The following is a 19,038-nucleotide window of genomic DNA, read 5'->3' on the forward strand; positions in this document are numbered from 1 at the left end:
ACGCTTACATCCGGAAGCGCAGCGTCGCGCCCACCGTGCGCGGGTCGCTGGGGCTGCCCAGCACCAGTCCGGAATTGCCCGCCTGGATCGTCAGGTTCTGGACATAGTCGGCATCCAGCAGGTTGCGCGCAAAAACGATCAGCTCGACCCCGCTCTCGAAACGATAGCCGATATTGGCGTTGGTCAGGTTGTAGCCGCCGATCCAGGTGAAGCGCGACAGCGAGGGATCGCCGTTGAAGCCGCTGCGCGACGCAGTGTCGACATGGACGAAGACCTGACCCGTACCGACGGCGCGGACATAGTCGAGCCCCGCCGTCACCGCCCAGCGCGGCAGCGAGGCGAGGCGGCGGCCGGTCAGGTCGCAGGCGCTGGTCGTCGCCGTCTGCGCCTCCAGCGGGCACGGGCCGGCCGGATAGCGGGTGTAGCGCCCATCGGCATAGGCGAGTGCGGCGCGCAGCGTCAGCCCGGGCAGCACCCGCGCGACCGCGTCCGCCTCCACGCCCTTCACCGTCACCAGCGGGATGTTGGACAGGTAGCCGCGCAGCGCCGCGGTCTGGGTCGGGCCGGTGTCGACGATCGTCGCCTGGAAGTCGCGGACCCGCGTGTGATAGGCATCGACGGCCAGCACCAGCCGCCGTCCGAACGCCTGCGCCTTCACCCCGACCTCGTAGGTGGTGTTGCGCTCCGGCCGGACGACGGCGGCGCTCAGCGCGGGCTGGTTCTGCGCGTTGAGCGGCAGGCCCGACATGTTGATGCCGCCCGATTTGAAGCCGCGCGCGTAGCTGGCATAGGTCAGCAGCCCCTCGGCAAGCTCCAGCGCGGCGTTGGCGCGGCCCGACAGGCTGCCGTCCCTGTCATGCGCCTCGTAGGTCTGGCCGCGCAGCACGCCGAGCCGCGCATTGGTCAGTGCGGTGACCTGCGCCGCCGTGCCGGTGATCGCCGGGCCGCCGGTGTTGAAGGTCGAGTAATAGCCGTCCTTGTCCTCGTGCGTGTAGCGCAGCCCGCCGGTCAGGGTCAGCGGGTCGAACACGCGCCAGTTGACCTCGCCGAACGCGGCATAGCTCTGCGTGCGGAAGTCGGTGCGGCCGTCCTGGCCATAGCCGTTCAGCAGGTTGGACGGCACGTTCACCGGCGTCGGATTGGTCGCGCTGGTCGGGATGGTCTGGCCGATCAGCCACCACGCGCCCGCCGGGCCATAGATCGAGATCGGCCGCCCGACGATCTTCTGCCGGAAGCCGTAGAGGCCGACGACATAGCCCAGCCGCTGCTCCCCGTTCGAGGCCAGCCGCAGCTCCTGACTGTACTGGTCCTGGCGCGAGGGGATGTGCTGGCTCAGCTGGATCGGCAGGCCGGTATAGTCGCGGTCGTTCTCCGCATCCCAGTTCCAGAAGCGCCAGGCGGTGACCGAGGTGATCGTCGCCGGTCCGATGTTCCAGTCGGTGATCGCCGCCACCCCGCCCTCGTTGGTGTCGACGCCCAGCGGCCCGTCGATGTCGGTCACGCGGTCCCGATAGTCGAACGAGGGCGGCGCATAGCCGAACAGCCGGGCGAGCGCCGGATACTGCCGCGCCGCCGCCCGCCGGCTGGTGCCGACGCGGAGCGGCACCTGGGTGCAGCAATAGGCCTGGAAGTTGGTGAAGTCGGCGCTGACCCGCATCTGGATGGTGTCGTCCGGCCTGAACAGCAGCTGCCCGCGCACCGCCTGCGTGCCCAGCGTATTGGCAGCGCGGCCGGTGCGGACATTGTCGAGCACGCCGTCGCGCCGCGTCGACACGCCCGACACGCGGTACGCGATCGTGTCGGTGATCGGCCCGGACACCCAGCCCTTCGCCTGGACGAAATCGTAGCTGCCGTACGAGACCTCGGCGAACCCCTCACGCGTGAAGGTCGGCGCGCGGGTGGTGATGTTGATCGCGCCGGCGGTGGTGTTCTTGCCGAACAGCGTTCCCTGCGGCCCCCGCAGCTCCTCGACCTGCTCGATATCGGCGAAGTCGAACGCGGCGGTCGCCGGGCGGGCGTGATAGACCTGGTCGACATAGAAGCCGACGCCCGGCTCCAGCCCGTCATTGGCCTGGCTGACCGCGACGACGCTCGACCCCAGCCCGCGGATGGTGAAGGCGGTGTTGCGCGGGTTGGCGGAGCTGTAGTTCAGGCTAGGGATCAGCGCGGTCAGCCCCTGCGTGTTCACCGTATAGCTCTGGTCGAGCAGGTCGCCGCCGACCACCGACAGGGCGGCGGGCACGCGCAACGCGTCCTCGGGGCGGCGACGCGCGGTGACGATGACCGGGGCGAGGCCGTCATCCGCCTCCTGCGCAGTGTCGGCGGCGGCGGTCTGCGCCGCGGCGGGCTGGACGCACCACAGGCAGCCGGACGCGCACAGGGCGGACAGGAAACGCTTCGTCATCGACCGGGAACCCCTTGGCGGCGCGGTTTGCCCACGCCTTTATGTCCGGTCGTATATCGAGTGTGTATCTGCGCGTATATACAGCTTCGTCATGCCGGGCTAGTTTGGCATGACGAAAGGGGTCAATGTGTCGGGCGCGGCTCCGGGCGGAGATGGGCGAGCAGCTGCGCACAGGCCGGCCGCATCGCCAGCGCCGCCGCCTCGTCCTCCAGCGCGCGATAGGCGGCAAGTATCGCACGCCCCGTCTCAGTCACCCGCGCACCGCGCTCCTGCCCACCGCCGCGTAGCGTCTCGACCAGCACGGGATCGAAGCAGCGGTTCATCTCGTCGACCAGCAGCCAGGCGCGGCGATAGCTCATGCCGATCGCGCGGCCGGCGGCGGAGATCGAGCCATGCGCGATGATCGCGTCGAGCAGGTCCGCCTTGCCCGGCCCCAGCGCGAAGCCGTCGCCGCAGGTCAGCTGGACCTTCAGCTTGAGCGGGCCGACCTGCACGTCATTTGCCGATCATGACGTCGCTGGCCTTGACGACGACGGTCACCGCGTCGCCCTGTGCCAGCGCCAGATCGGCGATCGCCTCCTCGGTGATGCTGGCCGTCACGACGTTGCCGCCGCCGATATCGACCTTGATGGTGCCGTTGACCGCGCCGGGGGTGATCGACACGACGGTGCCCGCGATCTGGTTGCGTGCGCTCAGCTTCATGATCTCGTCCTCGTTCAGCCCTTCGCGCGGGCATAGTCCTGTGTGCCGCGATTCAGCACCGTGTCGGTGTCGAGCACCGTCGCGACGGGCAGATCGGGCTGCTGCTTCAGCGCGTCGTAGAGCGGCGCGAAGTCGGTTTCCACCGTCAGGCGCAGCAGCTCGTCGAAGCTGGGCACGACGAAGTAGTTCTGCTGGAAATCGTCGATCCGGTACTCGGTCCGCATCACGCGGGCGAGGTCGAGCATGATCCGGTCGGGACTGGGATCCTCGAGCGCGAAGCGGCTTTCCGAGAAGCTCGACACGATGCCCGCGCCATAGATGCGCAGCCCCTCCGGCTCGGCGATCAGCCCGAACTCGACCGTGTACCAGTAGAGCCGCGAGAGGTACTTCAGCGCCCCCAGCCCCAGCGCGCGCTGCCCGCCCCGGCCATAGGCGGCCAGATAGTCGGCGAAGACCGGGTCGGCGAGCATCGGGACGTGGCCGAACACGTCGTGAAAAACGTCCGGCTCCTGCAGGTAATCGAGCTGCTCGGGCGTGCGGATGAAGTTGCCGGCGACGAAGCGGCGATTGGCCATGTGGTCGAAGAACACGTCGTCGGGCACCAGCCCCGGCACCGCCACCACCTGCCACCCGGTCAGTGCCATCAGCCGGTCGGACAGGGCGCGGAAATCGGGAATGCCGGGCCGGTCGAGCTTCAGCACGTCCAGCCCCTTCAGCCACGCGTTCGACGCGCGACCGGGCAGCAGCTGCGCCTGGCGCGCGAACAGCGTGTCCCAGGTGGCGTGTTCCTCGGCCGTGTAGCGGTCCCAGTGCTGATCGATCGTCCAGTCGGCGGCGGCCCCCTCGGGCGGCCGGTCGAGGACGTGTGTTTCCTCTGCCATGCAAAGACCCTAGCATGGGGTGTGAGCGAACGGAAACTCCGACGGTTCGGTATCGCCCTGCTGGCGATCGTGACGGTGCCGTCGGCCTATCTGGTCGCCGGCGCGGTCGGTGGGGCCGTGCCGGTCCATCGCGACTGGCGGCCGGCGGCGGCGGGGGTGACGATCTTCGTCGAGAGCAACGGCGTCCACACCGGCATCGTCGTGCCCAAGGTCGCCGCCGGCGTCGACTGGCGGCGGCTGGTGCGGGCGCGGGATCTCGCCGATCCGCGCTATGCCGCCTATGACCACCTGTCGTTCGGCTGGGGCGAGCGCGGCTTCTATCTCGGCACGCCGACCTGGGCCGAGTTGCGGCCCGGCACGGTGCTGGCGGCGGCGCTGGGCAGCGACGATACGCTGGTCCATGTCGAACACCTGCCCCGCCCCGTGCCGGATCCCGACGTGCGTGCGCTGGTGCTCCGGCCCGAGGAATATCGCCGCCTCGCCGCCTTCATCGCCGGGAGCGTTGCACCGGACGGCGAGCGGCGGCACGGCTATGCCGGCTATGACGCCTTTTATCAGGGGCGCGGACATTATGACGCGATCCGCACCTGCAACGCGTGGACCGGCGCGGCGCTGCGCCATGCCGGAGTGAGGATGGGAGCATGGACGCCGTTTCCGGCGACGGTGATGCAGTGGCTGTAGCGGCGCCCAGCAAGGCGCTGTGGGCGGCCGAGGTACCCCGCGCGGCGTGGATGGCGGCGACCTGGTGGCGACACCGCGCCGCGCTCGACGCCGCCCCGCGCGGCGACGGGCGACCGGTGCTGCTGCTGCCCGGACTGTTCAACTCGGACCGGTCGAACGCGGTGATGCGACGCTATCTGGTCCGTCTGGGCTACCGCGCCGAAGGCTGGGGCCTCGGCCGCAATCTCGGCGCGAAGACGGTCGGCGGCGATGCCGAACGGCTGATCGCGCGGGTAGAGCAGGTGGCGCGAATGCACGGACCGGTGACGCTGATCGGCGTCAGCCTGGGCGGGATCATGGCGCGGCTGGTCGCGCACGAGCGCCCCGATCTGGTGCGCGAGGTGGTGACGGTCAGCTCTCCCTTCGCCGGCAGCGGCCGGGCGACGAATGTCTGGCGCGCGTTCGAGCTGTTCACCGGCGAGCGGCTGGATGACCCGGCGGTTGTCGCCCGCTCCGTGCGGATCGCGGGTCCGCTGCCGGTGCCCGCCACGGCGATCTGGAGCCGCAGCGACGGGCTGGTCGCCGGCACCATCTGCCGCGACGACGCGTGCCGGGCGATCGAGGTGAGGAGCAGCCATCTGGGCGTGCAGATGCGGCCGGAGGTGCTGCTGGCGATCGCGGAGGTATTGGCGGAGCGATAGCGGTAAGCGTCACCGCATCCCCGTCCGCCGCATCTGCGCGCGCAGGCGGCCCGGCAGCCATCGGGCGGCGAAGGTCAGGCGCCGCGCGGTCTTGCCGACCGGCCACAACAGCCGCTCGCCATGCGCGGCCGCCCAGGCGGCCTCGGCGACCTGCTCGACGGGGGTGAACTCCAGCCCCGCCGCGGTCACCCGCTCACGAACGGTGGCGTTGCTGCCGGTCAGCGTCGCGTTCAGCAGCGGCGTCTCGATGAAGCCGGGCATCAGCGCGCGCACGCGGATGCCGTCCGCCGCCCATTCGGCGTCGAGCGTCTCGGTCAGGCTGCGCACCCCCGCCTTGGTCGCGCCATAGATCGCCATGCCGGGGCCACCGTAGATCCCCGCCGCCGACGCGGTGTTGAGCAGGCACGCGTCCTTCGCCCGCGCCAGATACGGATAGGCGAGCCGCGCCCCGTCGATCACCCCGACCAGATTGATCGCGATCACCCGGTCGATCTCGTCGCCGCCGGTCTGCGCCAGCGGCCCGCCCGCCGGCACCCCGGCATTGTTGAACAGCATGTCGAGCGCCCCGCCTTCGCCGCAGAAATCCGCCAGCGTCCGCGCCCAGCCGTCGCGGTCGCGCACGTCCATCACGAACGTCTCCGCCCCCGCCGGCAGCAGCGCGGCGGTGGCGGCGAGGCCGGCGGCGTCGACATCGGCCAGACCGATCCGCCATCCGCGTGCCGCGAACAGCTGCGCCGTCGCGCGGCCGATGCCCGATCCGCCACCGGTTATCAGGATGCTGCGCGCCATGGTCTTGCTCTCCATCATATTATCTTTTGACGATGACGATGGCGTCGCCCATCGTGGCGCCCGATGCAACCGCCCGCCCTCGCCTGGGAACAGGTCACCAAGCTGTACGGCGACACGGCGGCGGTCGCGGACGTGTCTCTGGCGGTCGACGGGGGCAGCTTCGTCGCGCTGGTCGGCACGTCGGGATCGGGCAAGTCGACGCTCCTCAAGATGGCCAACCGGCTGGTCGAGCCGACGCGTGGCCGCGTGCTGCTGGGGGGTGAGGACGTGACGCGGGGCCCGGCCCCGGCGGTGCGGCGGCGGATCGGCTATGTCTTCCAGAATATCGGCCTGTTCCCGCACCTGACCGTCGCCGAGAATGTCGCGATCGGGCCGCGCATCTCCGGGCAGCCGGTGCCCGACGTTGCGCAGCTGCTCGACCTGCTTGAGCTGCCGCGCGACGTCGCGCCGCGGATGCCGGCGGAGCTGTCGGGCGGGCAGCGCCAGCGGGTCGGCATCGCCCGTGCGCTGGCGCCGGGGGCGAAGCTGCTGCTGCTCGACGAGGCGTTCGGCGCGCTCGATCCGGTCACGCGCGACGCGCTGGGGCAGCGGCTCCGCGCGCTTCACGACGAACTCGGCCTGACGACGATCCTGGTGACGCACGACATGGCGGAGGCGCTGCTGCTCGCGACGCGGGTCGTGGTGATGAAGGCGGGCCGCGTCGTCGCCGACGAGACGCCCGCAGCGCTGCTGGCCGGCGGCGGCGGGGACGCGGCGCAGGCGCTGGTCGCGGTGCCGCGCGACCAGGCGGCGCGACTGGCGGCGGTGCGATGAGCGGCTTCCTCGCCGCCCTGTCGCGCGTGCCGCCGCTGCTGGCCGCGCATGTCACGCTCAGCCTCGCCGCGATCGCGCTGGGGCTGGCGATCGCGGCACCGCTGGCGATCGTCGCGGCGCGACGGCCACGGGTGGCGGCGGTGGCGCTTGGGTTCGCCAGCCTGATCCAGACCGTTCCGGCGCTGGCGCTGCTCGCCCTGTTCTTTCCCCTGCTGCTGCTGGTCGGCGGCGGGGCGCTGCCGGCGCTCGGCTTTCTGCCGTCGCTGCTCGCACTGACGCTCTACGCGCTGCTGCCGCTGCTCCGGAACGGGGTCGCGAGCCTGCGCGGCATCGACCCGGCGGTGATCGAGGCCGCGGATGCGGTGGGGATGACGCCGGCGCAGAAGCTGCGGCTGGTCGAAGCGCCGCTCGCCGCGCCTGTCGCGATTGCCGGGCTGCGCACCGCGGCGGTGTGGACGATCGGTGCGGCGACGCTGTCGACCACGGTCGGGCAGCCGAGCCTGGGCGACCTGATCTTCGCCGGATTGCAGACGCAGAGCTGGTCGCTGGTCCTCGCCGGCTGCCTCGCCGCCGCGGCACTGGCACTGGCGGTCGACGCGCTGATGGGGCTGGTCGAGCGCGGCATCGCCGCGCGGCGGCGCGGGCTTTGGCTGGCGGCGCTCGCGGTGCTGGCGGGCGGGATGCTGGCGGCGACTGCGCCTCTGTGGTGGCCGGCGAAAGGTGGCGACCGGCCACTGGTGACGGTCGGCGCGAAGAATTTCGCCGAGCAATATATTCTCGCCCGGCTGATCGGCGACCGGCTGGAACGCGCCGGATATCGCGTCGAATATCGCGACGGGCTGGGATCGGCGGTGATCTTCGGTGCGGTCGCGAGCGGGGCGGTCGACGTCTATGTCGACTATGCCGGCACGATCTGGACCAACGAAATGAAACGCGCCGACGTGCCCGACCGCGCGGCGATGCTGCGTACGATCGGCGAATGGACCGCGCGCACCCGCGGCGTGCGGCTGGTTGCCGCGCTGGGGTTCGAGAACGCCTATGCCTTTGCCATGCGCGAGCCGGTGGCGCGGGCACGGGGGATCGCGACGCTCGCCGATCTGGCGGCGCAGTCTCCCTCGTTGCGGCTGGGCAGCGACCTGGAATTTCTGGAGCGGCCGGAATGGGCGGCGGTGCGGCGCGCCTATCCGATGCGCTTCGCGGCGGCGACGCCGTTCAGCCCGACCTTCATGTATCAGGCACTGGCGAGCGGCCGGGTCGATGCGATCACCGCCTTCTCGTCCGACGGACGGATCGCGGCGGAGCATCTGCGCGTGTTGACCGATCCGAAGCACGCCATCCCCGGTTACGATGCGATCCTGCTGGTCGCGCCGGGGCGGGCGAAGGACGCGCGCTTCCTGGCGGCGCTGCGCCCCCTTGCCGGACGGATCGGGGTAGAGGCGATGCGGCAGGCCAACTACCGCGTCGATCGCGAGGCGGACAAGCAATCGCCCGAGCAGGCGGCGGCATGGTTGGCGGGGGCGATCAGGTTACAGTGATCCGTCATCCCGGGCTCGTCCCGGCATGACATGAATTGTGATGACCGCGTTCTACCGAAACACGACCGTCCGGTTGCCGTTCAGGAAAACCCGCCGCTCGCCGACCCAGGCGACCGCGCGCGCCAGCACCTGAGCCTCGATATCGCGGCCGATGCGGATCAGGTCTTCGACATCGGCACGGTGATCGACCCGCTCGACCGCCTGCTCGATGATCGGCCCCTCGTCCAGGTCGGCGGTGACGAAATGTGCCGTCGCGCCGATCAGCTTCACGCCGCGCGCATGGGCGCGGTGATACGGCTTTGCGCCCTTGAAGCCGGGCAGGAAGCTGTGATGGATGTTGATGCACCGCCCCGCGAGCGCCGCGACCAGCCGGGGCCCCAGCACCTGCATGTAGCGCGCGAGGATCAGGTAATCGGCGCCGCTCGCCTCCACCAGCGACAGGATCGCATCCTCCTGCACCGCGCGGTCGTCTGCGCCGACGGGCAGGTGATGCCAGGGCAGGCCGTGCCACTCGACCAGCGGGCGCAGCGTGTCGTGGTTCGACACCACGCCGACGATCTCGACCGGCAGCGTGTTGGTCCGCCAGCGGTGAAGCAGGTCGTTCAGGCAGTGCGAGCCCTTCGACACCGCCACCAGCACGCGCGGCCGATCGGCCAGGCTCGCGAGCGACCAGTTGAAGCCGAACCGTGCGGCGATCGGCGCCAGTGCCGCCGCCAGCGGCTCCCGCGTTGCCGGGAACCGGTCGCCCCCGCGCCCGAACACGACCCGCAGGAAGAAGCGACCCGTCTCCAGATCGGCATATTGCTGGCTGTCGAGGATGAAGCCGTCGACGCCCGCCAGCGCCCCCGCCACCGCCGCGACGATCCCGACCCGATCCTCGCAGGTCAGCGTCAGGACGAAGGAGGAATCGCCGCTCATGAGATGCGGTGAAAGGCGCACAGCTTGTTACCGGCGGGATCGCGCAGATAGGCGAGGTAGACGACCCGCCCGCCGGTCGCCTGACGAATGCCGGGCGGATCCTCGCACGTCGTGCCGCCATTTGCCACGCCGGCCGTGTGCCACGCATCGGCCGCCTCGGGCGACGGCATCAGGAAACCGAGCGTATGGCCGTTTCCCGCCGCAGCCCCCTGCCCGTCGACCGGCCGGGTGATGAGCAGCCGCCCGCCATCATGGCTGTACACCAGCCGCCCCCGCTCATCGGTAACGCCCGGCGGTACTCCGATCGTGCCGAGCACGGCGTCGTAGAAGCGGCGGGTGGCTTCGGCATCGTCCATGCCGAGCGTGACGTGGCTGAACATCAATACACCACCACGCTGCGGATCGACTCGCCGGCATGCATCAGGTCGAATCCCTTGTTGATCTCGTCGAGCGTCAGGCGGTGGGTAATCATCGGGTCGATCTGGATCATCCCGTCCATGTACCAGTCGACGATCTTCGGCACGTCGGTCCGCCCGCGCGCGCCGCCGAACGCGGTTCCGCGCCAGTTACGACCGGTAACGAGCTGGAAGGGGCGCGTACTGATCTCCCTGCCCGCCTCCGCCACGCCGATGACGATGCTGGTGCCCCAGCCGCGGTGGCAGCATTCCAGCGCCTGCCGCATCACGTCGGTGTTTCCGGTGCAGTCGAAGCTGTAATCGGCACCGCCGTCGGTCAGCTGGACGATGTGCGGCACGATGTCGCCCACCTGTCGCGGGTTGGCGAAGTGGGTCATGCCGAATTTGCGGCCCCACTCCTCGCGGTCGGGATTGATGTCGACCCCGACGATCATCCCGGCACCCGCCAGCTTGGCACCCTGGATCACGTTCAGGCCGATGCCGCCCAGCCCGAACACGACGACCGTGTCGCCCGGCTGCACCTTGGCCGTGTTCACCACCGCGCCGACGCCGGTCGTCACGCCGCAACCGATATAGCAGCTGGTGTCGAACGGCGCGTCCGGGCGGATCTTCGCCACCGCGATCTCGGGCAGGACGGTGAAGTTCGAGAAGGTCGAGCAGCCCATGTAATGGAAGATCGGCTGCCCCTTGTAGCTGAAGCGGGTCGTGCCGTCGGGCATCAGCCCCCGTCCTTGTGTCGCGCGGATCGCGGTGCACAGGTTGGTCTTCTGCGACAGGCACGACTTACACTGGCGGCATTCGGGCGTGTAGAGCGGGATGACGTGATCGCCGGATACGACGCTGGTCACGCCGGCGCCGACCTCTCGCACCACCCCTGCGCCCTCATGCCCCAGCACGCTGGGGAACAGCCCCTCGCTGTCCAGCCCGTCGAGCGTATAGGCGTCGGTATGGCAGATGCCGGTCGCCATGATCTCGACCAGCACCTCGCCCGCCTTCGGCCCCTCCAGGTCGAGTTCGACGATCTCCAGCGGCTGTTTCGCCTCGAACGCGACGGCGGCGCGAGTCTTCATTGGCAATGCTCCGAAAAGGTCAGTCGGCGTCGAACAGCGACGCGAGTTGCTCGATGATGGTGCCGCCCAGCTGCTCGGCATCCATGATCGTCACCGCGCGGCTGTAATAGCGTGTCACGTCATGGCCGATGCCGATCGCGATCAGCTCGACCGGGCTTTTCGCCTCGATCCAGCCGATCACCTGGCGCAGGTGGCGCTCCAGATAGCTGCCGCTGTTGACCGACAGCGTCGAGTCGTCGACCGGCGCGCCGTCGCTGATGACCATCAGGATGCGGCGATCCTCGGCCCGCGCGATCAGCCGGCTGTGCGCCCATAACAGCGCCTCGCCGTCGATATTCTCCTTCAGCAGCCCCTCGCGCATCATCAGCCCCAGATTCTGGCGGGCGCGGCGCCAGGGATCGTCGGCCTTCTTGTAGATGATGTGGCGGATGTCGTTCAGGCGGCCGGGCTGCGGCGGACGGCCGGCGGCGAGCCAGGTCTCGCGGCTCTGCCCGCCCTTCCACGCGCGGGTGGTGAAGCCGAGAATCTCGGTCTTCACCCCGCACCGCTCCAGCGTGCGTGCGAGGATGTCGGCAGAGATCGCCGCGATCGAGATCGGCCGGCCGCGCATCGACCCCGAATTGTCGATCAGCAGCGTGACGACGGTGTCGCGGAAATCGGTGTCGCGCTCGACCTTGTAGCTCAGCGACTGGCCGGGGCTGGTGACGACACGGGCCAGCCGCGCGGCGTCGAGCAGCCCCTCTTCCTGGTCGAAGTCCCAGCTGCGGTTCTGCTGCGCCATCAGCCGGCGCTGAAGCCGGTTGGCGAGCTTCGACACCGCCGATTGCAGGTGCGCGAGCTGCTGGTCGAGGTAGCCGCGCAGCCGCAGCAGCTCGTCGGCGTCGCACAGGTCGGTGGCGGTCACCACCTCGTCGAACTGGGTCGTCCAGGGACGATAGTCGAACTGGGGCGACGGATCCGACCTAGGCCGGTTGGGGCGGACGGGCTGCATGCCCTCGTCGCCCTCTTCACCGGGCTCACCGTCCATGTCCTCGCCGGAATCCTGCTCGGTTTCCTGCTGGTCCTCGCTCTCGCCCTCGGCCTCGCGCTCCTCGCCGCGGGCCTCCATCTCGCCCTCGGCATCGCCCCCCTCGGCCGCGTCATCGCTGTCGCCCTCGGACGGGTCATCCTGTCCCTCGTCCTCGTCGCCGCCCTCATCGCTCTCGTCCGGCGACTGCTCGCCCTCGGTCAGTTCCAGGTCGGCGAGCATCTTGTTGGCCAGCGCCTGGAACGCCCGCTGGTCGTCCAGCGCGAGCGCCAGCGCCGACAGGTCGGCCCGCTCCTCGACCCAGGGGCGGACCATCGCCAGCCCCGCATCGGCGCCCGCCGGAGCGGCGCGCCCGGTCAACGCCTCGCGCACCATCAGGCCGAGCGCGGTCGACAGCGGCACCTCCGCCCGGCTCCGCGCCCGCGCGATCGGATCGGATTTCAGCCGCATCTCCAGCGCATGGGCCAGATTGTCGCCGATGCCGTCATAGCCGCGCGCACCCAGCGCCTCGACCCGCGCCGTTTCGACCGCGTCGTACACCGCGCGCGCGACCGGATCGGCCGGCGCCCCACGCTGGTGCAGCCCGACGTCGTGCAGCCTGAGGCGCAGCGCAAAGGAATCGGCGAACCCGCGCGCCTCCGCCACCTGCTCGGCCGGCAGCGCGCGCGCGGGCATCGGCACCTTCAGATGCCTGCCCGACTGCGCCGGCGCGTCGGCGGTAAAGGCCAGCTCCACCTCCGGCTCGTCCGCCAGCGCGCGGGCGGCGCCGCCGAGGACCGCCTTGAACCGGTCGAGAGGGGTTTCGTTGGCCATCAGCTACCCAATGCCCTTTCCGCAGCCGCGACGAGCGCGGGCAGATCATTCTGTGCCGTGCGCAAAAGGAGCGCGGGATCGATATTGCGATAATCGTGGCGCAGACGGTTGCCGAGACCGCGAATGTTGCGGATAGGCAAGTTCGGATCTATCCGCGCCATGTCGTCCGGCCCGATCTGTATCACCGCCTCGGTGATCCGCTGGAACAGCCGCTCTACCGCCAGCAATGTCCGCTCATCGCCGGCCAACCCGTTGGCATCCATTCCCGTGACAAAGGACATCAGCCGGTTCGCATCCTCTGCAATATCCGCGAGGAACAGGCGGGTACGCTCAGAATACATCGACGCGGTCGCGATCGATCTGGGCTTGCAAGCGCGAACGACGGGTGGGTTCGGTTACCAGATCGACCTTCACACCACCCAGCATCTCGGCGACGCGGTCTTCGATACCGAAGAAACCAAACGGCCCCAGCGTGCTTACCTGATCATAGTCCATGACGGCAGCAAGATCGACATCCGAGTCGGGCCGATCCTCCCCACGCGCAGTTGAGCCGAATAGGGACAAGCGCTCGATACCCATGGCGCGCAGGTCCGCTTCCCGCGCGCGAAGTCGTGTCAGGGCCTCTACCTTGTCCATGCCGCCTTCAACCCCGCGCCACCACGCTCTCGGGCAGGTCCTTGCCGAACACGCGCTGGTAATATTCCGCCACCAGCGGCCGTTCCGCCTCGTCGCACTTGTTCAGGAACGACAGGCGGAAGGCGGTGCCGACATCGCCGAAGATCAGGGCGTTCTGCGCCCAGGTGATGACGGTGCGCGGGCTCATCACGGTCGAGATATCGCCGTTGACGAAGCCCTTTCGGGTCAGGTCGGCGACGCGGACCATCGCGTCGACGGTCTTCTTGCCGTCGGGCTTGTCATACTCGCCCGACTTGGCGAGCACGATCCGCGCCTCGACCGCGGCGGGCAGATAGTTGAGCGTGACGACGATGTTCCAGCGGTCCATCTGGCCCTGGTTGATCTGCTGCGTGCCGTGATACAGCCCGCTGGTGTCGCCCAGCCCGACCGTGTTGGCGGTGGCGAACAGGCGGAACCAGGGACTCGGCCGGATGACGCGGTTCTGGTCGAGCAGGGTCAGCTTGCCCTCCGTCTCCAGCACGCGCTGGATCACGAACATCACGTCGGGGCGGCCGGCGTCATACTCGTCGAACACCAGCGCGGTCGGGGTCTGGAGCGCCCAGGGGAGCAGCCCCTCGCGGAACTCGGTCACCTGCTGGCCGTCGCGCAGCACGATCGCGTCGCGGCCGATCAGGTCGATGCGGCTGATATGCGCGTCGAGGTTGATGCGAATGCACGGCCAGTTCAGGCGGGCTGCGACCTGTTCGATGTGGGTCGACTTGCCGGTGCCGTGATAGCCTTGGACCATCACGCGGCGGTTGTGGGCGAAGCCCGCCAGCACCGCCAGCGTCGTCTCGCGATCGAAGACATAGGCGGGATCGAGGTCGGGAACGCGCTCGTCCGCCTCGGAAAAGGCGGGTACCTCCATGTCGAGGTCGATGTCGAACGCGTCGCGGACGTTCACCACCTTGTCGGGGGCGTCGAGGATCGTCGTCTCGCGGCTGTCGGGCTGGGTGTTTGGGATATCGGTCATGGCCATGGCGAGAACGCCTTAGGACAGTCGTGGCTCCCTACTCAACCGGCACCTTGGGCGGGAGGGTGAAGAGAGCGGCGAAACCGCGCGCCACCGCGGCATCGCCGGTCACCGCGATCGGCAATTCCCCAAGCGGCACCTTGCCATAGACGAAGGCGGCAACGATCGTCGGCTCGGTCGCCAGTACGACGTCCGCGACGCCGTCCGGCTCCTCCCGGGTCACCTCCAGCGTGTCGGCGACCCGGATGACGAACGACTCGGGGCCGAAGCGAAAGCCGATCGTGGCGCGCCAGCCGCCCGCACCTTTGAACATCGTCCGGAACGACAGCATGATCGAGGCCGGCGAGATCGGCAGCGTCGGGTCGTGATCGGGCGACCGCGCCGCCCAGCGGCCGAGCGCCTGGATGGATTCCTCCGCCTCATAACCCCATGCGGTCAGGCCATAGACCTGGACGCTGGCGGGCGGCGCCAGCGTCTGGCGCCGCAACACCCCGGCCGCCTCCAGCCCGGCGAGCCGCTGGGTCAGGACGTTGGCACTGATCCCCGGCAACGCGGCGCGCAGCTCGCCGAAGCGGCGCGGACCGAACATCAGCTCGCGCACGATCAGCAGCGACCAGCGCTCCCCCACCAGTTCCAGCGCATGCGCCGTGCCGCATGCGTCGTCGTACCACCGCTTCGCCGCTACTCTCGTCTGCTCAGTTACTTTTTCTAACTTCATAGTTGCTTTTACTAACTGAACCGCGCATCCAACGCAAACAGCGCTTCGAAGGAGGAACGACCATGGCGCCGATGATCTTTGTGAACCTGCCGGTGAAGGATGTGGAGGCGTCCGCCGCCTTCTACACCGCGATCGGCGCCACCCGGGACGACCGGTTCAGCACGCCCGGCAAGGCGGCGTCGATGCAGTTCTCCGACACCATCGTGTTCATGCTGACCTCGCACGAATTCTTCGGCGGCTTCAGCCCGAAGCCGATCGCCGACGCGCACGCGACGGCGCAGGCGCTGTTCTGCCTGTCGCAGGACAGCCGCGCCGCGGTCGATGCGATCGTCGAGGCTGCCGCCGCGGCGGGCGGACGCGCCGACGTCAACGCGCCCGACGATCACGGCTTCATGTACGGCCGCAGCTTCGAGGATCTCGACGGCCACCTGTTCGGGCCGATGTGGATGGACTTGGATGCCGCGCTCGCCGCCATGGCCGCGCAGCCGGCGGCGGCCTGATCCGGTGCGCGTCGCCCGCGAATGGTCGATCGGGCTGGTCGCCTTCGCCGCGACCGCGCTGCTGATCGCTACTCAGCATGGCATGATCGGTCCCATTCCGATCGCCTGAACATCGACGAGGGAGAGAGAAGATGACCTATATATCCGGGTTCGTCACGCCGGTGCCGACCGCCAACAGGGCGGCGTACATCGAACTGTGCCAGAAGGTCGGCGTGCTGCTGAAGGAATATGGTGCGCTGACCATGACAGAGGCGTGGGGCGTCAAGCTGCCCGACGGCAAGGTCACCGATTTCCGTCGCGCGGTGCAGGCGACCGAGGACGAGACGGTGGCCTTTTCATGGATCGTCTGGCCCGACCGCGCCACCGCCGACGCGTCCGAAGCGAAGATGATGGAAGATCCGCGCATGCACGATCTGGGCATGCCGTTCGACGGCAAGCGGATGATCTTCGGCGGGTTCGAGCCGATCTACGAGCTGGAGGCCTGAGATGGGCACCCTTGGCAACCCCGTCTGGTTCGAGCTGGTCACCAGCGATCCCGACGCCGCGCAACGCTTCTACGCCGACGTGGTCGGCTGGACGATCGCGCCCGGCGAGATGCCCGGCATGGACTATCGCATCCTCTCCGCCCGCGACGGCGACCGGGTCGGCGGGCTGATGCCCCGGCCCGCCGGCATGGAGGCTGCTCCGGTCTGGCTGGTCTATATCGGCTGCGACGATGTCGACCGGACGGTGGCGGCGGCGCAGGCCAAGGGCGCTGCGCTCCAGCTGCCGCCGATGGACGTGCCCGGCGCCGGGCGACTGGCGATGCTCGCCGATCCGCAGGGCAATCCCTTCTACGTCATGCACGGGGAAGGTACGATCGACAGTCGCGCTTTCGAGCAGCACGGGAATAGCGCGCGGCCCGGCCATGCGGTCTGGACGGAGCTGTCCACCCCCGATCAGGATGCCGGCATCGCCTTCTACGCCGACCTGTTCGGCTGGCGGCAGGACGGCGCGATGCCGATGGGGCCGCTCGGCGAATACAAGTTCCTCTACAACGGCGACGCCATGGTCGGTGCGGCGATGCGGACGACGCCGGGCGCACCGAACGGCTGGCAGAGCTATTTCCTGGTGCCCGACATCGACGCCGCGGTCGGTCGCGTCGCCGCGGGCGGCGGCACCCTGATCCAGGGACCGGACGAGATTCCGGGCGGCGCCTTCTCGGCAGTGCTCGCCGATCCGCAAGGTGCGCGCTTCGGGCTGGTCGGCACGCGGGGAGCGGCGGCATGAGCGGCTTCGGCTCGCGCGACAAGGTCACCACCTGGCTGTGGTGCGACGGCACGGCGGAGGAGATGGCGCGCCTCTACACCGGCCTGATCCCCGACAGCCGGATCGGCGACGTCGTGCGCGCACCGGCGGAGAACCCGGCGGTCGGGCTCGGCAAGGTATTGACGGTCGGCTTCACGCTGGGCGGGCGCAGCTTCGTCGCGATGAACGGCGGCCCCGGTCACGGCTTCAGCGAGGCGATGTCGCTCCAGCTGTCGTGCGCGGACCAGGCGGAGGTCGACCGCTACTGGGACGCGCTGACCGCCGATGGCGGAAAGGCGGTGCAGTGCGGCTGGCTGAAGGACCGATTCGGCGTGTCGTGGCAGATCGTCCCCGACCGGCTGGCGCAGCTGATGGCCGATTCCGACCGTGCCCGTGCCGGCCGCGCGATGCGGGCGATGATGACCATGGTGAAGATCGACATCGCCGCGATCGAGGCCGCTGCCGACGGAGACGATGCATGACCGAGCGTTACGAACTGTCGATCACCCGCCTGATCGACGCGCCGGTCGCGACGGTGTGGCGCGCCTGGACCGAACATACCGCCGAATGGTTCTGCCCGCGCCCCTGGACCACCGAGATCCGCGCGATGGATCTGCGCACCGGTGGCCGCTCGTCGCTGGTGCTGCGGGGGCCGAACGGGGAGGAGAACCCGATCGAGGGCGTCTATCTCGAGGTGGTGCCCGAGCGGCTGATCGTCTCGACCGACGCCTTCGCCAGCGGCTGGCTGCCGCAGGGGCCGTTCATGGTCCGGCTGGACGCGTTCGCCGAGGAGGGCGGCCGCACCCGCTACACCGCCACCGCCCGCCACTGGACCGCCGAGGCGCGCGACAGCCACGCGGCGATGGGTTTCGAGCCCGGCTGGAACGCCGCGACCGACCAGCTGGTAGAGGTCGCGATGCAATTGGCTGGGTAGGCGGGCTGTCTCAATCGAACAGCGGGGACAATCTCGCCAGCACCTCGTCCATGATCGCGGCCGGAACGCTCTCCAGCTTTCTCGCGTGACGCGCGGTCAGGTCGAGCGTGCGCGGCTGGTCGCAGCGCACCACTCCGGTGGTGCGGGTGCCGGCCTCCGCCAGCGATACCGCGAAACCCGCCATGCGCGCGAAATTGCCACCATTGGTGATCGGCAAGACGATTAGCGCGCTCGTCAACCGGTTGAACGCGGTAGGCGAGACGATCAGCACCGGACGTGTGCCGCGCTGCTCATGCCCCGCCGTCGGATCGAGCGAGACGAGGTAGATGTCGCCCCGCTCCATTAGATCAGTTCGCGCCCGATCGCCGGCCCTTCGAGCCAGGCGCGATCATCAGCGTCGGTGCTTTCCGTCGCGTCGCACTGCGCCAGCAGTTCGTCCAGCCGGTAACGCGGGTGTGTCCTGGCCTCGACGATCAGCCGGTCGTTGTCGACCGCGAGGCCGACGGCCGTTCCGGCATGGAGGTGCAGCAGGTCGAGAATCGCGGGCGGCACGGCGAGCATCACGGACCCGCCGACCTTGCGGAGATTTGTCACATACATAACTCGGCTCCTTGTTATACGAACGTATAACAATATACGGTGGATGGCAAGGATCGCTTCACGCGAATGCCGGTGCGCCCCGCAGCGCCTGATAGGCGGCGATGACCTTCTGCAGCTGGCTCTCGTGGCTGCGGTCGCCGCCGTTGCGGTCGGGATGGTAGCGGCGGACCAGCTCGGAATAGCGCTTGCGCAACGCCGAGCGGTCCGCGTCCGCACCCAGGCCGAGGAGCTTCAGATTGGCACGGTCCTCGCCGGACAGCGGCTTGCCGTCCGGTCGGTCGGCGGCGGGTTCGCGGCGGTAGCGCGCGGCGATCGCGTCGAGCGGGTCGCTGAAATCCGCCCAGCGCGGCCCCTGCCCGCCGCCATGGCCGCGGGCGAAGGCGCGCGTCTCCGCCTCCCACCCCGCCAGCGGGCGCTGGGCGTGGTGGATCTCCTCGGCGGTCATGCCGTCGAAGAAATTGTAACGCGCGTTGAACGCGCGGACATGGTCCAGACACATCCAGCGAAATGCCGGCGGCCCACCGGTCGACGCGCCTTCCAGCGGCGGCGCGCGGAACTCGCCCGGCTCGGGACAGCCCGGCTCGGCACAGGCACGGCCGTTCGATTCCATCCGGCCGTGGAA

25 protein-coding genes are annotated in these 19,038 nt (G+C 69.4%); 9 read left to right on the top strand and 16 right to left on the bottom strand.

The genetic code is table 11. The features are described from left to right. Positions 1–4 precede the first annotated feature (4 nt). The 4 genes from Q5H91_RS09225 to phhA form a co-directional block, all read right to left on the bottom strand. On the bottom strand, positions 5–2,404 hold the full coding sequence (locus Q5H91_RS09225) for a TonB-dependent receptor (RefSeq protein ID WP_305173095.1): 2,400 nt from the start codon (positions 2,402–2,404) through the stop codon (positions 5–7). A 122-nt stretch (positions 2,405–2,526) separates the two neighbouring features. Further along, complete coding sequence (locus Q5H91_RS09230; RefSeq protein ID WP_305173096.1) at positions 2,527–2,898, bottom strand: winged helix-turn-helix domain-containing protein; 372 nt, start codon at positions 2,896–2,898, stop codon at positions 2,527–2,529. Between the two features lies 1 nt (position 2,899). Continuing rightward, positions 2,900–3,106: a TOBE domain-containing protein gene (locus Q5H91_RS09235; RefSeq protein WP_305173097.1), complete on the bottom strand. Its 207-nt coding sequence runs from the start codon at positions 3,104–3,106 to the stop codon at positions 2,900–2,902. A 14-nt stretch (positions 3,107–3,120) separates the two neighbouring features. After that, positions 3,121–3,987 (bottom strand): phenylalanine 4-monooxygenase, encoded by an 867-nt coding sequence (gene phhA / locus Q5H91_RS09240; protein ID WP_305173098.1) that lies wholly within the window; start codon positions 3,985–3,987, stop codon positions 3,121–3,123. 21 nt (positions 3,988–4,008) lie between these two features. Between phhA and Q5H91_RS09245 the strand changes: the two genes are divergently transcribed. Next, positions 4,009–4,668 (top strand): TIGR02117 family protein, encoded by a 660-nt coding sequence (locus Q5H91_RS09245; protein ID WP_305173099.1) that lies wholly within the window; start codon positions 4,009–4,011, stop codon positions 4,666–4,668. Continuing rightward, positions 4,629–5,348, top strand: a complete 720-nt coding sequence (locus tag Q5H91_RS09250) for an esterase/lipase family protein (protein ID WP_305173100.1) — start codon at positions 4,629–4,631, stop codon at positions 5,346–5,348. The genes Q5H91_RS09245 and Q5H91_RS09250 overlap by 40 nt, the downstream gene beginning before the upstream one ends. 9 nt (positions 5,349–5,357) lie before the next feature. Here the strand turns inward: Q5H91_RS09250 and Q5H91_RS09255 are convergent, their stop codons facing one another. Further along, positions 5,358–6,152, bottom strand: coding sequence for an SDR family oxidoreductase (locus Q5H91_RS09255; protein ID WP_305173101.1), 795 nt, complete (start codon positions 6,150–6,152; stop codon positions 5,358–5,360). A 48-nt stretch (positions 6,153–6,200) separates the two neighbouring features. Here Q5H91_RS09255 and Q5H91_RS09260 point away from each other — a divergent pair, with 48 nt between their 5' ends. Beyond that, positions 6,201–6,950 carry an ATP-binding cassette domain-containing protein gene (locus Q5H91_RS09260; protein ID WP_305173102.1) on the top strand — a complete coding sequence of 250 codons (750 nt, stop codon included), beginning with the start codon at positions 6,201–6,203 and terminating at the stop codon, positions 6,948–6,950. Next, positions 6,947–8,485: an ABC transporter permease/substrate-binding protein gene (locus Q5H91_RS09265; RefSeq protein WP_305173103.1), complete on the top strand. Its 1,539-nt coding sequence runs from the start codon at positions 6,947–6,949 to the stop codon at positions 8,483–8,485. Before Q5H91_RS09260 ends, Q5H91_RS09265 begins: the two co-directional genes overlap by 4 nt. A gap of 51 nt (positions 8,486–8,536) precedes the next feature. Here Q5H91_RS09265 and purU read toward each other — a convergent pair whose 3' ends face one another. From purU to Q5H91_RS09305, 8 genes are read right to left on the bottom strand one after another with little or no spacing between them, the layout of a single operon-like run. Beyond that, a complete protein-coding gene (gene purU / locus Q5H91_RS09270) occupies positions 8,537–9,403 on the bottom strand; it encodes a formyltetrahydrofolate deformylase (RefSeq protein WP_305173104.1) in 867 nt (288 codons plus the stop codon). Beyond that, a complete protein-coding gene (locus Q5H91_RS09275; RefSeq protein ID WP_305173105.1) occupies positions 9,400–9,783 on the bottom strand; it encodes a VOC family protein in 384 nt (127 codons plus the stop codon). The genes purU and Q5H91_RS09275 overlap by 4 nt, the downstream gene beginning before the upstream one ends. Then, positions 9,783–10,889, bottom strand: coding sequence for an S-(hydroxymethyl)glutathione dehydrogenase/class III alcohol dehydrogenase (locus Q5H91_RS09280; protein ID WP_305173106.1), 1,107 nt, complete (start codon positions 10,887–10,889; stop codon positions 9,783–9,785). Before Q5H91_RS09280 ends, Q5H91_RS09275 begins: the two co-directional genes overlap by 1 nt. A gap of 19 nt (positions 10,890–10,908) precedes the next feature. Beyond that, positions 10,909–12,729, bottom strand: coding sequence for a cobaltochelatase subunit CobT (gene cobT, locus Q5H91_RS09285; RefSeq protein WP_305173107.1), 1,821 nt, complete (start codon positions 12,727–12,729; stop codon positions 10,909–10,911). Further along, positions 12,729–13,070 carry a HepT-like ribonuclease domain-containing protein gene (locus Q5H91_RS09290; RefSeq protein WP_305173108.1) on the bottom strand — a complete coding sequence of 114 codons (342 nt, stop codon included), beginning with the start codon at positions 13,068–13,070 and terminating at the stop codon, positions 12,729–12,731. Before Q5H91_RS09290 ends, cobT begins: the two co-directional genes overlap by 1 nt. Continuing rightward, on the bottom strand, positions 13,060–13,365 hold the full coding sequence (locus Q5H91_RS09295) for a nucleotidyltransferase family protein (RefSeq protein ID WP_305173109.1): 306 nt from the start codon (positions 13,363–13,365) through the stop codon (positions 13,060–13,062). Before Q5H91_RS09295 ends, Q5H91_RS09290 begins: the two co-directional genes overlap by 11 nt. A gap of 7 nt (positions 13,366–13,372) precedes the next feature. Continuing rightward, positions 13,373–14,377 (bottom strand): cobaltochelatase subunit CobS, encoded by a 1,005-nt coding sequence (gene cobS, locus Q5H91_RS09300; RefSeq protein ID WP_305173147.1) that lies wholly within the window; start codon positions 14,375–14,377, stop codon positions 13,373–13,375. A 37-nt stretch (positions 14,378–14,414) separates the two neighbouring features. After that, the gene (locus Q5H91_RS09305) at positions 14,415–15,095 is read right to left on the bottom strand and encodes a winged helix-turn-helix transcriptional regulator (RefSeq protein WP_305173110.1); all 681 of its coding nucleotides are present in this window, start codon (positions 15,093–15,095) and stop codon (positions 14,415–14,417) included. Positions 15,096–15,157: 62 nt separating this feature from the next. Between Q5H91_RS09305 and Q5H91_RS09310 the strand changes: the two genes are divergently transcribed. From Q5H91_RS09310 to Q5H91_RS09330, 5 genes are all read left to right on the top strand, one after another. Beyond that, positions 15,158–15,595: a VOC family protein gene (locus tag Q5H91_RS09310; RefSeq protein WP_305173111.1), complete on the top strand. Its 438-nt coding sequence runs from the start codon at positions 15,158–15,160 to the stop codon at positions 15,593–15,595. A gap of 131 nt (positions 15,596–15,726) precedes the next feature. Beyond that, entirely contained in the window at positions 15,727–16,080 is a 354-nt protein-coding gene (locus Q5H91_RS09315) for a DUF1428 domain-containing protein (RefSeq protein ID WP_305173112.1), read from the top strand. Between the two features lies 1 nt (position 16,081). After that, positions 16,082–16,864 carry a VOC family protein gene (locus Q5H91_RS09320; protein WP_305173113.1) on the top strand — a complete coding sequence of 261 codons (783 nt, stop codon included), beginning with the start codon at positions 16,082–16,084 and terminating at the stop codon, positions 16,862–16,864. Beyond that, positions 16,861–17,364, top strand: a complete 504-nt coding sequence (locus Q5H91_RS09325; RefSeq protein ID WP_305173114.1) for a VOC family protein — start codon at positions 16,861–16,863, stop codon at positions 17,362–17,364. Before Q5H91_RS09320 ends, Q5H91_RS09325 begins: the two co-directional genes overlap by 4 nt. Further along, complete coding sequence (locus Q5H91_RS09330) at positions 17,361–17,816, top strand: SRPBCC family protein (protein ID WP_305173115.1); 456 nt, start codon at positions 17,361–17,363, stop codon at positions 17,814–17,816. The genes Q5H91_RS09325 and Q5H91_RS09330 overlap by 4 nt, the downstream gene beginning before the upstream one ends. A gap of 10 nt (positions 17,817–17,826) precedes the next feature. Here Q5H91_RS09330 and Q5H91_RS09335 read toward each other — a convergent pair whose 3' ends face one another. From Q5H91_RS09335 to Q5H91_RS09345, 3 genes are all read right to left on the bottom strand, one after another. Continuing rightward, positions 17,827–18,159 carry a type II toxin-antitoxin system PemK/MazF family toxin gene (locus Q5H91_RS09335; RefSeq protein ID WP_305173116.1) on the bottom strand — a complete coding sequence of 111 codons (333 nt, stop codon included), beginning with the start codon at positions 18,157–18,159 and terminating at the stop codon, positions 17,827–17,829. Then, positions 18,159–18,380, bottom strand: coding sequence for an AbrB/MazE/SpoVT family DNA-binding domain-containing protein (locus Q5H91_RS09340; protein WP_441347525.1), 222 nt, complete (start codon positions 18,378–18,380; stop codon positions 18,159–18,161). The genes Q5H91_RS09335 and Q5H91_RS09340 overlap by 1 nt, the downstream gene beginning before the upstream one ends. A gap of 94 nt (positions 18,381–18,474) precedes the next feature. Beyond that, complete coding sequence (locus tag Q5H91_RS09345; protein ID WP_305173149.1) at positions 18,475–19,026, bottom strand: J domain-containing protein; 552 nt, start codon at positions 19,024–19,026, stop codon at positions 18,475–18,477. Positions 19,027–19,038: the final 12 nt, after the last annotated feature.

This window comes from Sphingomonas aurea, from assembly GCF_030678875.1.
GTDB lineage: Bacteria > Pseudomonadota > Alphaproteobacteria > Sphingomonadales > Sphingomonadaceae > Sphingomonas > Sphingomonas aurea.